The sequence below is a fragment of the Pontibacterium sp. genome, assembly GCF_964228735.1.
GTDB lineage: Bacteria > Pseudomonadota > Gammaproteobacteria > Pseudomonadales > Balneatricaceae > Pontibacterium.
This window is the reverse complement of the sequence record NZ_CAXRBQ010000169.1, coordinates 1-11,507: the sequence shown is the minus strand read 5'-3', so window position 1 is coordinate 11,507 and position 11,507 is coordinate 1. Positions and strand designations below refer to the sequence as shown.

At 50.8% G+C, this 11,507-nt stretch carries 14 protein-coding genes; 4 read left to right on the top strand and 10 right to left on the bottom strand.

Annotated features, from left to right (window positions below):
• Positions 1-723 (top strand): molecular chaperone (gene yegD / locus ACEQ15_RS18295; RefSeq protein WP_370280700.1); only part of this gene is annotated, 723 nt, incomplete at its 5' end.
• A gap of 22 nt (positions 724-745) precedes the next feature.
• Here the strand turns inward: yegD and ACEQ15_RS18290 are convergent.
• From ACEQ15_RS18290 to ACEQ15_RS18265, 6 genes are all read right to left on the bottom strand, one after another.
• Positions 746-1,300, bottom strand: coding sequence for a cysteine dioxygenase (locus tag ACEQ15_RS18290; RefSeq protein ID WP_370280699.1), 555 nt, complete (start codon positions 1,298-1,300; stop codon positions 746-748).
• Between the two features lie 397 nt (positions 1,301-1,697).
• Positions 1,698-2,150, bottom strand: coding sequence for an N-acetyltransferase family protein (locus ACEQ15_RS18285; RefSeq protein WP_370280698.1), 453 nt, complete (start codon positions 2,148-2,150; stop codon positions 1,698-1,700).
• A 381-nt stretch (positions 2,151-2,531) separates the two neighbouring features.
• On the bottom strand, positions 2,532-2,735 hold the full coding sequence (locus tag ACEQ15_RS18280; RefSeq protein WP_370280697.1) for a DUF1272 domain-containing protein: 204 nt from the start codon (positions 2,733-2,735) through the stop codon (positions 2,532-2,534).
• Positions 2,736-2,798: 63 nt separating this feature from the next.
• On the bottom strand, positions 2,799-3,206 hold the full coding sequence (locus ACEQ15_RS18275; protein ID WP_370280696.1) for a UPF0158 family protein: 408 nt from the start codon (positions 3,204-3,206) through the stop codon (positions 2,799-2,801).
• Between the two features lie 161 nt (positions 3,207-3,367).
• On the bottom strand, positions 3,368-3,991 hold the full coding sequence (locus ACEQ15_RS18270) for a class I SAM-dependent methyltransferase (protein WP_370280695.1): 624 nt from the start codon (positions 3,989-3,991) through the stop codon (positions 3,368-3,370).
• A 150-nt stretch (positions 3,992-4,141) separates the two neighbouring features.
• Entirely contained in the window at positions 4,142-4,522 is a 381-nt protein-coding gene (locus ACEQ15_RS18265) for a hypothetical protein (protein WP_370280694.1), read from the bottom strand.
• A gap of 210 nt (positions 4,523-4,732) precedes the next feature.
• On the opposite strand from ACEQ15_RS18265, the gene murI reads away from it, so the two are divergent.
• The gene (gene murI, locus ACEQ15_RS18260; RefSeq protein WP_370280693.1) at positions 4,733-5,539 is read left to right on the top strand and encodes a glutamate racemase; all 807 of its coding nucleotides are present in this window, start codon (positions 4,733-4,735) and stop codon (positions 5,537-5,539) included.
• Between the two features lie 125 nt (positions 5,540-5,664).
• Here the strand turns inward: murI and ACEQ15_RS18255 are convergent, their stop codons facing one another.
• Positions 5,665-6,876 (bottom strand): cation:proton antiporter, encoded by a 1,212-nt coding sequence (locus tag ACEQ15_RS18255; RefSeq protein WP_370280692.1) that lies wholly within the window; start codon positions 6,874-6,876, stop codon positions 5,665-5,667.
• A gap of 157 nt (positions 6,877-7,033) precedes the next feature.
• Here ACEQ15_RS18255 and ACEQ15_RS18250 point away from each other — a divergent pair, with 157 nt between their 5' ends.
• The gene (locus ACEQ15_RS18250) at positions 7,034-7,462 is read left to right on the top strand and encodes a hypothetical protein (RefSeq protein ID WP_370280691.1); all 429 of its coding nucleotides are present in this window, start codon (positions 7,034-7,036) and stop codon (positions 7,460-7,462) included.
• Positions 7,463-7,517: 55 nt separating this feature from the next.
• Here the strand turns inward: ACEQ15_RS18250 and ACEQ15_RS18245 are convergent, their stop codons facing one another.
• From ACEQ15_RS18245 to ACEQ15_RS18235, 3 genes are all read right to left on the bottom strand, one after another.
• Positions 7,518-8,453: an aldo/keto reductase gene (locus ACEQ15_RS18245; protein WP_370280690.1), complete on the bottom strand. Its 936-nt coding sequence runs from the start codon at positions 8,451-8,453 to the stop codon at positions 7,518-7,520.
• A 300-nt stretch (positions 8,454-8,753) separates the two neighbouring features.
• Entirely contained in the window at positions 8,754-9,629 is an 876-nt protein-coding gene (locus ACEQ15_RS18240; RefSeq protein ID WP_370280689.1) for an SDR family oxidoreductase, read from the bottom strand.
• A 76-nt stretch (positions 9,630-9,705) separates the two neighbouring features.
• On the bottom strand, positions 9,706-10,674 hold the full coding sequence (locus ACEQ15_RS18235) for a type 1 glutamine amidotransferase domain-containing protein (protein WP_372530386.1): 969 nt from the start codon (positions 10,672-10,674) through the stop codon (positions 9,706-9,708).
• Positions 10,675-10,676: 2 nt separating this feature from the next.
• Between ACEQ15_RS18235 and ACEQ15_RS18230 the strand changes: the two genes are divergently transcribed.
• Complete coding sequence (locus tag ACEQ15_RS18230; protein ID WP_370280687.1) at positions 10,677-11,387, top strand: LysR substrate-binding domain-containing protein; 711 nt, start codon at positions 10,677-10,679, stop codon at positions 11,385-11,387.
• Positions 11,388-11,507 lie beyond the last annotated feature (120 nt).

The following is an 11,507-nucleotide window of genomic DNA, read 5'->3' as shown; positions in this document are numbered from 1 at the left end:
GTTCTGGGGGTGGATGTGGGTGGTGGTACGACCGACTGCTCCGTGGTGCGCATGGGTCCGCAGCACCGTGCCAAAGCCGATCGTAGCGACGACTTTCTTGGCCACAGCGGTTCCCGTGTGGGCGGTAATGATCTGGATATTAATCTAGCGTATCGAGGCCTGATGCCGGTGTTCGGTATGGGTGGAACGCTGAGAAGCGGTCGTCCGCTGCCAAGTCAGCCGTACTGGAACGCGGTGTCCGTGAATGATATTCCGGCGCAGACCGAGTTTAACTCCATGCAGAACATCGAATTGATGGAACAACTGCAGCGCGATGCGGAAGAACCACACAAACTCGCCCGCCTGCTGCAACTGCAGAAGATGAAACAGAACTATCAGTTGGTGCGCAGTGCCGAGCAGGCAAAGATCAAGCTGTCTGATCAGCCGGAACACTTTGTCGATCTGAACTACATCGACAACGCACTCACCCAGGCGATCAGCAAAGCGACCTATGAACAGGCGGTCAACCGCCCTGTAGCGAAGATCGTAGACCTGATGACCGAAGCGCTGAACCAGGCGCAGTGCGCGCCGGACCTGATATACGTGACCGGCGGTACCGCAAAATCACCGGTGGTGCGCAAAGCGATTGCAGAGAAGCTGGGAGAGATTCCGGTGGTGGACGGCGATCACTTTGGTAGTGTGACCGCCGGTCTGACCCAGTGGGCCGAAAAGCTGTACCGCTAGCCTTTTGTAAGCAGAACTGGCGTTAGGCGCGGTTGGTGTAACCGGAGATAAAGTCCGCAGGCGCTCCGGTTTCCGGATTAAAGGTGTGGCGCAGGACTTTACCTATATCGGCGCCATACACGTGAATACTGATCGATACCTTATCCTCGTGGGCGTTGGATACCTTGTGTACATCGCCCACGGTCGGTGATACCAGATCCACCTCCCCTGGATTCAACAGATGCTGGCCGAGATGGCGAATACCGTCGTCATTTACGGTGTATTCGTCACAGGTCTCAGCACCCCGCAGAATACCTACCATGCCCCAAACTGTGTGGTCATGTACCGGCGTAGTCTGGCCCGGTCCCCATACGAAGCTAGCTACAGAGAAACGATCCTGCGGATCACAGTGCAGCAGAAATTGCTGATAGGTGCTTTCAGATGGCTGCGCAAACTCTTCCGGTAGCCAGTCGTCATTGCTGACCAGATCCACAAGCAACGCCTTACCGTCGGAAAAGACCTGCTCTTCACTGGCCCTCTGCTCGATCAGCTGGGTAAAGGACTCGATAAAGTGATCAAACCTGGAGGTGTTCTCCATCTCAAAACTCCCGTCGTTGAAGCGCTTAGCGTTGTTATTGTTTGCAATCAACTATGGGATAGTCGCCGATGAAAAGACACTCTCTAAAAGTATGACATCCCTCCTTGTAGGGTAGCCTTCAGGCTACCGGTACCCTAAAGGGTGCCCTACAAAAGCATTCAACGAAACCATGTAGCAGCGGGCTTTTATGCCCTTTAGGGTGCCGACCGCGACAAATAAACGTGTCGCCCTCAGTACCCAAAGGGCATGATAAGCGGGCTGCTACAGGTGTTGATTTCCTGCCGAAGAAAGTGGATGAAATGTAGGTTGGCCACCGTGAAACGGTGCCCAACACGTTAGGCATCGCTACGCGATGACTAACCTACGCAGTCGTTCAAGCAAAGACACGCATCTGCATCTACCGACGAATCTGCATCACCTGAAAACGCGGTTTAAATCCGAAACGTTCGTAAAACGGCATTGCCTCTTCGTTTCCTTCCGCGACATATACGCTTATCTGGGTGCATTTCTGATCCTCCAGCCACGCTATAGAGCAATCCATCAATTGCTGACCAAGCCGAGCTCCTTGATAACCTTGTTGCACGTACAGCGAGTCAATTTCGCCTTTGCTTTCATTTGCAGATGCGATGCAATAACCCACAAACACATCACCATCTACGGCGACGAATATCTTGAGGTAAGGCGCCGCATTCAAATGTTTTACACGCTTATCGAAGGTAAAGGTTGAGAAGTGCTGTTCGAAGTGAGTAGAACGGGCTTGGTGATGAGAATTTAGGGCATTCCACAGCGGCTCAATTTCATCAATTCGCTCGCGAGGCAGATCCAAAATCTCAATGTTGCGTTTTTCCATAAACGGTTTTATCTCCTTAAATAACGTACTCTAGCAGCCCGCTTATCATGCCCTTTGGGTACCGAGGGCGACTGTTCTAAACGTCGCGGTCGGAGACCGCAGCAACAAAAACTATTGATACCGATATAGGGTAATATCGTCATCGAAGGTGATCACGCTGCCGGCACCCTAAAGGGTGCCCTACAAAAGCATTCAACGAAACCATGTAGCAGCGGGCTCCGACCGCGACAAAGAAACAGAGTCGCCCTCGGAGCGGGCTGCTACAAGGATCGAAGCACTAACGCTCCACCGGCGGAATATCCTTCACCTCACCACAAAATGCAGCCAGCTCTTCGTGGCTGTATTGGGTATGCACCCGCTCGGTCGATGCAGGCTGATGCGCTAAATCCCACCCGGGCGGCGTGCGGTTTTTGGTCGGATCGGGCGCGGTACAAAGCCGCCATCCCAGTTCGGGCAAACGTTATACAACACGTCCTCTACGCAGTCTTTGCAGAACGTGCACTCGTAGGTACAGATACGCGCCTCGGTTGAATCCGGTGGCAGATCCTTATCGCAACATTCGCAGTTTGGTCGTAGCTCCAGCATCGACACGCCTTCCACTAAACGTAGGTTGGGTCGAGTGAAGCGACACCCAACATCTAGACCACCTTATCGAGAAATCTCAACATCGTTAAGCTGCGCCCACTCCCGCAAACGGTTGCGCTTAGCCTCTTCCTCATAGCGATACCATTCGTCCAACTTATCATGTGTATGAAGCAGTTCTTTGAACTTGGCGTAGGCTCCTTTTCTACGAAATATCTCATTGACGGTTTCTTCTTGCTCAGAAAAACACTCTTCAACAAAGTCGTGTACCAGCATACTTCCCAAGTCGAGATCACGTGCGGTCGGTATCTCAATATATTCAGGGTTTGTGTATAAATCATCTGGCAGAGGATCTATCTGATCGTCAGCTTCATAGTGAATTTCCCCCGATCTCTTATCAACGTACGCTGAAAAGCCAAACTGCTCCCCTGATGTCGTGTAATCCAAAGCCAATATCAAATCTTCAATATTCACAGACATAATTTGCCCTTTTCTAGCAAGTACCTAATAAAACTCACAGTGTAATAAAACGGGGAGAGAAAAGCGTCTCGATATGCGTATAAACACTGTAGGCCAGACCTGCCAGAATGCCCCATAAGCTGGGTGTCGCCTTCGGTTCGACCCAACCTACAAAATCACTCAGGCTTACGCGCAACGATAAATACAGCTTTGTCCTTCCCCGGTCGCCAATCGTATTCGATCTTAAAGCCTGCGGCGATCAGGCTCTGTTTCAATTCCTGCTCCGAGAATACCGCAACATTAGGCAGCAACGGTAACCAGCGGAAAAGCGGCGCGATGTATTTAAACCAGCTGGAAAAATCCCCAATACAAGCGGTGCTGGAGACGAACACGCCACCTGGCTTCAGCAAATTGTACACACGGCGAATCGCCTCATCCTTATCATCCACCAGATGCAGGATGCTCATGCCTAACACCACATCCCAGCTTCCTTCGCCACTTTGCAACTCGGCAAGGTCGCACTGCTTAAAGCGGATATTTTCAATGCCCGCGGCCTTCGCTTTACCCTGCGCTATCTCCAGCATTTTCGCAGAGATGTCGGTAGCCAAGACCTCCTTAACCACCGGGGCATGGGTGATTGCCGTCGATCCGGTGCCACAACCAAACTCTAACACGCTGCTCTCAGGTGTTAGAAATTCACGGGTAACCGCGAGTTTCTTCTGATACGACGGCTCATCCGCCACCGGTTGTTTCGAGTAATGCAGGGCAATTCTGTCCCAGAATGTGGATCGGCTTGCCATATGGCCTCCATAGCATTGAAGATCTATCCCATCGCTATTCTATACATGCGTATATCTACTGAATATTCCCGATTAAAGCATTTCAGTTAAACGTATTCGTATGGATTGGTGTGCAAACAGTGTCGACTGGAACCAAACGAATCCACACCATTACAAACTGCCGGAGCCATTCAAACCGGCCACATAAATCTGTGTCAGATAACCCGCCAGCCACGGTCCCACAAAAAGAAACAGGAAGCCCAGAAAGATAAGTACGCCTTCCAGGCCTCGGGTTTTCAGCAGATACCAGGGTAATGCGATTGGCCAGAACACATACACTAATAGCCCGAAATCAAATGGCTTGTCGAAGTCTTTCCGATCCGCATCGTAGTACGCCCACATAATGGTGGAAAACAGAAATATGATTGCCCAGATTACTTGGGTGGACTCGGAGATCGTTTCAGAGTGCAGGTTAAACGCGACTTCTGTCACCGCCATGCCCAGCGACAACACAAGCAGTACAACGATGAAAAGATTGTATCGGCCGTTCATAAGTGCTTCCTTCTGTTTCCCCTTCCCTAACTGAAACTGTAGCTCCTGATCACATTTCTGGCGGGTGAAATTCATGTAGTGTTTGATAACCTTGCAGAGGCGCTGCAGGCCCCGAATTGATCGGTCTCACAGCTCTCTTAAAGCCAGATCTGGCACGCGCCCAATTATTAGACTAAAGTAGACATCTCTATATTTTCTTGTACTTAACGGATGCACTTAATGGATTGCCGGACACGGATTTCTCAACCTATCGCAGTAATCGACTCAGGCGTTGGTGGCTTGTCCGTCGCTCGTCAAATCCGTGCCCATCTCCCCGCAGAAGACCTCCTCTATATTGCCGATTCAGCCAATGCTCCCTACGGCAACAAAAGCGTAGATTTCATCACCGGCCGTTTGCTGAGAATCTCTGCATTAGCGATTGAGCATGGCGCCAAAGCGATCGTTGTCGCCTGTAACAGCGCCACAGTTTCGGCAATCGCCACCTTGCGTGAAGAGGTAGACGTACCGGTGATTGGTGTAGAACCCGGCATCAAACCCGCTATCGAGCATAGCGAATCCGGCATTGTGGGTGTGATCGCCACCGAACGCACCGTGCAAAGCCCAAACCTGCGTGCGTTGATCCGACGGGTACAAGGGAAAAGCCAGGTGATACTCCAGGCTTGCCCTGGCCTGGTTGAGCAGATTGAACAGAACCAACTGCACACACCGGAAACCCTCAACCTGCTCCACCGCTATATCGACCCGATGGTTGCCCATGGCGCTGATACCCTGGTGTTGGGTTGCACCCACTACCCGTTTCTGAAACCACTGATCGAAGAAAAATGGCCCGATCTGGTCCTGATCGATACCAGCCTTGCGGTCACCCGTCAGCTGATCACCCGTCTTGAAAACGAAGCTCATCAGGAACCGGCAGAGCGTGTAGGCAAAGACCTGTTCTGGAGCAGCACGGAAAACAATCAACCGGTGATCGAAACCATCTGGCAGTCGTCCATAACCCTCAACGCAATCCCGGATTGATCACACCTCGCCGGAAAAATCCGTTAAAACTGCGCTGTACGTTATTAAACCAATAACGTACTAAGAGATATGGAATACATATTTATATTCAATGACTTAAAATTAACGAACTGTGCCTAATACAGCTACTTCAGGGTTTTGAGCACCAGCCTTTCCATAAACGGCGCTTGCACAAATAGCGTAAAGATCACCACCGCATACACAATCGACTGCACCGTGTACCAGCCTTCCACCTCCACCGGGATAGCAAGCACCAGCGCCAGCGACACCGCCCCGCGCAAACCACCCCACATCATCACCTGTTTGTAGTTGCTGTCGCAGGGTTCTACCCTCGGCAACACCGTAAACATAGGCAGCAAGCCGTAGATCACCACAAAACGCACCACGGTCGCCGCGCCAATACCGATCAGCATCGCCAGCCACTGGTTGGTAAACATGGACACGGTAATGGTGACACCCACCAGAATGAACAGGATGGCGTTGGCGATGTAGGCATTCAGCTCCCAGAAGTCCGGCGCAAAGTGGTGATCCCTCTGCGCGTTCTTACGGCAGAACTCGCCCAGCACCAGTCCGGCACTCAACACCGCCACCACCCCGGATACATGCAACCAGTGCTCCGCCACAAAGAACGACAGCACTGCGGCGATAATGCCCAGCACCGTATGGGCGAAATGACCGATACACCAGCGGTACAGGTAACGCCCGATCCAGGCGATTACCAATCCCACCAGCACCCCACCCAGCAGGCTTTTAGCAAAGGTTAACGACGCCCCCAGCGCAGTCAGCTCAGCGGTTGGGTTAAGTGACGCCGTCACCAGAATGCCGTACACCACAATCACGGTTACATCGTTGAACAGACTCTCCCCTTCCAACAAGGCATTAAGCCGATCCGGTGCACCCAGTTTTTTGAAAATCGCGACCACGGCTACCGGGTCTGTGGCAGAGAGGATCACCCCGGCCAGTAGCGCTGTAAGCAACGGAAATTCGGCACCGCCGCCAATCCCCCAGTAGATCAGCAAACCGGTTAAGCCCGCTGCCACCAGCATGGCAGGTATCGCTAGAAACAGCACCGCCGGTAGGTTGCCCATCAGGGCTTTGAAATTGGCGTTAAAGGCCGACTCGAAGATGATAATGGGCACCAGCAGATGCAGGATGATATCGACAAAATCATACCAGCGCAGGCCCGTATCAAAGCCCATCATCACAATCAGCTCCGAACCTGCAAAGCCAACAACCACCAGGAAGCTGGAGAACGGTAGCTTGAGCCGTTCGGCCAACGGTTCGATCAGCATGGCAAACAGCAAGAGTGCAGCGAAGAGCGCGACGGTTTGACCCATAACACCACCTTAAGCAGTCAGAGATACAGCGCAATCGTGTTATGCAGCAGTATAGTTAACGCGCGTCATTTACCCGTTCTTGATCTCAAACGCCCCCGTCGAAGATCCTTTCAGGTAACATGGCAGAGCGTTCAAGAATCCATATACCGAGCAATCCATGAATAACGAAAGTAGAGCCTTAGCACTTGCCCCACTCATCACACCGTTTGCTTTTGCGTTTCACGCCTATGTGTCTGATCTGTCAGGCTTCAACATGGATGACGGAGTATTGACCTTTCTTGGACTGTTCCTAGGCATGTCCCTGGCTGCGATACCCGTCGCTTACGTTTATATGTTTTTTATCGGATATCGTTTTTACCGCCTTCTGCTGAAGAAGAACCGTATTAACTTTTTCACATTAACTTTGGGCGGGGTATTTGTCGCAGATATACCGATGCTTCTGATATGGCCGTTTGCTCAACTGGGTGGCACGGTCGATTTTTACCAGACGTTCCAATTGTTCTCAGTTGTCGGCTTAGCGATTGGCTTGAATTTTTGGGTTTTGCTCAACTATGAAAGTCTACGAGAGAAGTTAAAAAGCAGTTAATAGCAATCCAGCCGGTTCTTCACCGGATTCGGACATTACGCACGTCGCTACCCCATTAAAGGCTTTCGACGTAACGAATCATGCGCAGGCGCTGAGCCTGATCGGGAAATCGGCCATACAGCGCGCCCATGTTTTCCTGCATGTGTTCTATCTGCGAAGTGGCGGGAATCGCACAGGTAATCGCCGGGTGCGAGACGATAAACTTCAGGAAGACCTGTGCCCAGTTTGCGCAGTCAATCTCTGCCGCCCAAGGTGGCAGCGGGTAACGCTGGAATAGATTAAAGAGCCCTTTACGTCGGAACGGACGATTGGCGATCACCGCAATGCCACGGTCCACCGCCAGTGGCAACAGCCGCTCCTCTACTTCTCGATCCAGAATGTTGTAAGTCAGCTGAACAAAATCGAGTGGTTCCCGCCGCATAATCTGTTCAAGTTTCTCGTGACGTCGACCATGGGAGGTAGTTATGCCAATGTAACGAAATCGCCCCGCCTCCTTGCCTTCCCGCAGGGTTTTCAAATGGTCTTCCCAACTGAGCAGGTTGTGTATTTGCATCAAGTCGAAGGTTTCCACGCCCCAGAGATCATGTGATGCAGCGATCTGTTCAGGACCATAGGAGCTGAACCAGGTCCAGACTTTGGTGGCGGTGAATGGATCGACGACGTTCCCAAGCTGTTTTAGGCAATAACCAATGGTTGCTTCCGATGAGCCGTACATTGGCGAAGAATCAATAATCCGACCCCCGCGATCAAAGAACGTCTGCAGGACCTTCGTGCGATGCTCAAGTAACCGCAGATCACGCCCCACATCAAAGGTCTGCCAGGTTCCCATACCGATGACCGGAATAGTTTCACCCGATACAGGGATCGCTTTCATCAACGGCTTTTCGTATTTCGCCATGACAGGGAGCGATCCGAGCGATGCAAGCGCGCTCCCATATGCGAGTAACCGCATAAAATTGCGGCGGTTCAGACCTGCGGAGAGTTTACCCATGACGGCCACCTCTCGTTCGAACATATAGTGGTTTCAGGTGATGTCCGAATGGATGTTACTCAATAGATTAAGTGTAGATCCTTATCGGCAGGCCTATCTAACCCTCATCATCATGGTCAGCGCCGCCCCTACGCATGCCACATCCAGCAGGGAGCCAAAGAACGGCTTGAAGTAATGATGACTTTTCATTTCCCAAGACCAGCCGCAACAAACCAGCCTTCTCTCCTTTAAAACGCAATTGGGCAGCACCTTGATACTCAAACCACGCATTCAAGGTGCCGCATAACTAACCCTCAAAGATTAGCGTTTATTAAGCTGGAACAAGTTATCCATTCCGTATGTAGAGTAGATATCCTGCATCGCCTGTTCGGTCGCTCGGTTTATCCCTTCTATTGCCGGGTTCAAGCCGGTGCCATCTACAACGGTTCTAAAGGGACGATTTTCAGCTTCTGTTCTGAGCAGTTGTAAAACTGCATCAGCCACCATCTGAGGATTCGGCGCATCTTCGGAATCATGACTTTGCTCGGTACCCGCCCACATTTGCTCCGGAGCATCGGCATGTTCGCCATAGCTCTCAGCAACGGCCCGGTCACTGGCCTTTAACAGGTTTGAGCCAAAGTCAGTCCCAAATCCTCCCGGCTGAACAACCAATGACTGAATACCAAACTGTGATAGCTCTACACGGTAATTTTCCGCCAATCCTTCCACCGCATGTTTGGAGGCATTGTAAGAACCAAGGAACGGTAAAACGAATTTACCCAAGATGCTGGAGATCTGGATGAGCGTGCCTTTGCCTTGGCGCTTCATCTCAGGCAATACCGCGCGCACCATTCGCTGGACACCAAACACATTGATGTCAAAAACCTTTTTAAAGTCATCGATATCAAAGCTTTCCTGCCAACCGAGTGTCCCCACGCCAGCGTTGTTTATTAATACGTCGATTGCTCCCACTTCTTCGACAGCTTTTTCGACGCCTTTGGAAACGCTTTCATCATCCGTGACGTCAATTTCTACGACAACCACTCCTCTGGCTTTCAGATCATTGGCGACAGAAGCGTTGCGGCCTTGAGGATCGCGCATGGAGCCAACAACCCTGTAGCCATTGTCTATTAGCGTGTTGGCAATAAGGTATCCGAAGCCGCTATTTGACCCGGTAATAAGAACTGTCTGATTCATAATAGTATCCTGCTTATTAAGTTTGCTCGCTGGGACCCGCGTAAATAGCTTTGGTCTCAGGTCGTAAATAGGTGGTTTATTTATCCAGTAGATTCAGCAATTCCCGAGCCACACCCGTTGATGACTTGTTGTTTTGGCCTGTAATCAATTCGCGATCGACAACAATATGTGGGTGCCAATCTTTGCTACCCTGAGAATAGTTGCCGCCCGCTTTAGTCAGAGCATCTTGTGGCCAGTAATACAGTTCATCACCACCCAGATAGTATTGAGTGGCTACTGCTTCTTCCGAGTTGCTGAAAGTGGTCATGTTGTAGCCGTCATATACCCATCCATTCGCAGGTTCGGCATTTTTTCCGGCTTTCATTTGCGCTTCGAATTCATCGCTGTTAGGCAAGGCAGATAACAAGGCAACAGGACCGTGGCACACCAGGCCAGTAGGCTTAGATTCGGCGTTGAAATGGCGCAGGAAATCACCGAGTTGATCATTCGCGACCAGATCACCTAATGGCGCGTGACCACCTGGTACAAACACCGCGTCAAAGTTTTCGATGCCGATCTGTTCAATGCGCGAGAAGCTCACTACAGGGCTGTGTTGTTTATCGGTGAGCTTAAGCTTATCGAACAGCGTCCTATGCGCTTTGTAGTTGTTCTCGCTCTCGTCCAGAAAGTGTCCTGGTGTGTCCGAAACCGGGTCCATGGTTGGCGCCTGGCCTGTAGGGGAGGCAAAGGTTAGCGTATGGCCCGCATCCATAAACATCTTGACCGGTTCCATTAGTTCGTTCAGATAGACCCCGGTCTTGTAGTCATAACCGCCCTTGAGTGTTAACTGCGAGACATCGGACATAACCACCAGGATGTTGTCTGCAATGGCCACCGGACTGATTGCTAACGTTGCTACCGCAAGCAGTTTTTTGAATTTCATCATCGTATCCTCAAAGCTAAGCGTGATTGATTGTGCTTCGGTAACCAGAGTACGGCCCACCCCTCCATTATTGAAATTAATTGGGATAATATAGCCATGACCAGATTTAATAGCAGAACACATTCATGGCCAACATTTCCGATATCGAACTGAGCCAGCTAAGGCTGTTGCAAATCATCTTCGAAACCAAAAACCTGACGCGCGCAGGTGAGCGTGCAGGGTTAACACAGTCTGCGGTCAGCCATATACTCAAAAAGCTCCGTCACAGCTTCAATGATTCACTGGTGATTCGTCAGGGGAATAAGTTGGTGTTAACGCCAAGAGCGGAACAGCTGCAGCCCGCTTTAAACCGTTGGCTAAATGACTTTGAAAGGAACATTTTGTTTCAGGAGGCATTCGAACCATCGACATCAAATCGTACTTTTTTCATTGCAACGAGTGACCTGGTCGAACACAGTCTCGCGCCACGGTTGATAAAACACCTCAGTAAGGTCGCGCCGAATATTCAACTGATATTCAGAAAGCTGGATAAACGTGGCTTCGCCAGCCAGATTGAGAGCGGTGAAGTAGATTTTTCCATCAGCGTTCTAGATTCTAGTCACCCAAGTTTGATGGTGAGAACGCTGTATCGCGACGAATTCGTCTCTGTGGTAAGGACGAGCCATCCTTTGTTAAAAACCAAAAAAGATGCAAAAAACTTTTGCAAATACCCGCATGTATTGGCGGGAACAGGGAGTGATAGCAGAGGGATGGTTGATGATGCTTTAGAAGAGATGGGATTATCCCGAGATGTGCAATACAAAGTCGCTAACTTCTCTAGCCCGGATTTTTCATGAATACTCCTCGATGCCTGTTTTCTCGGAATGTTGTCCAACGAGGAGCTGAAGTACCCGGATTCAGGGGCATGCAACGCGATTTTTCAGACTCAAGGCGCAACTCCCCCTTACCCCCATTGG

Excerpts from the sequence above, each read along its gene's own strand:
- ACEQ15_RS18290 (WP_370280699.1), bottom strand. The coding sequence starts at position 1,300 with ATGGAGAACACCTCCAGGTTTGATCACTTTATCGAGTCCTTTACCCAG.
- ACEQ15_RS18285 (WP_370280698.1), bottom strand. The coding sequence starts at position 2,150 with ATGGAAAAACGCAACATTGAGATTTTGGATCTGCCTCGCGAGCGAATT.
- ACEQ15_RS18280 (WP_370280697.1), bottom strand. The coding sequence starts at position 2,735 with ATGCTGGAGCTACGACCAAACTGCGAATGTTGCGATAAGGATCTGCCA.
- ACEQ15_RS18270 (WP_370280695.1), bottom strand. The coding sequence starts at position 3,991 with ATGGCAAGCCGATCCACATTCTGGGACAGAATTGCCCTGCATTACTCG.
- ACEQ15_RS18265 (WP_370280694.1), bottom strand. The coding sequence starts at position 4,522 with ATGAACGGCCGATACAATCTTTTCATCGTTGTACTGCTTGTGTTGTCG.
- murI (WP_370280693.1), top strand. The coding sequence starts at position 4,733 with ATGCACTTAATGGATTGCCGGACACGGATTTCTCAACCTATCGCAGTA.
- ACEQ15_RS18255 (WP_370280692.1), bottom strand. The coding sequence starts at position 6,876 with ATGGGTCAAACCGTCGCGCTCTTCGCTGCACTCTTGCTGTTTGCCATG.
- ACEQ15_RS18250 (WP_370280691.1), top strand. The coding sequence starts at position 7,034 with ATGAATAACGAAAGTAGAGCCTTAGCACTTGCCCCACTCATCACACCG.
- ACEQ15_RS18245 (WP_370280690.1), bottom strand. The coding sequence starts at position 8,453 with ATGGGTAAACTCTCCGCAGGTCTGAACCGCCGCAATTTTATGCGGTTA.
- ACEQ15_RS18240 (WP_370280689.1), bottom strand. The coding sequence starts at position 9,629 with ATGAATCAGACAGTTCTTATTACCGGGTCAAATAGCGGCTTCGGATAC.
- ACEQ15_RS18235 (WP_372530386.1), bottom strand. The coding sequence starts at position 10,674 with ATGTGTTCTGCTATTAAATCTGGTCATGGCTATATTATCCCAATTAAT.
- ACEQ15_RS18230 (WP_370280687.1), top strand. The coding sequence starts at position 10,677 with ATGGCCAACATTTCCGATATCGAACTGAGCCAGCTAAGGCTGTTGCAA.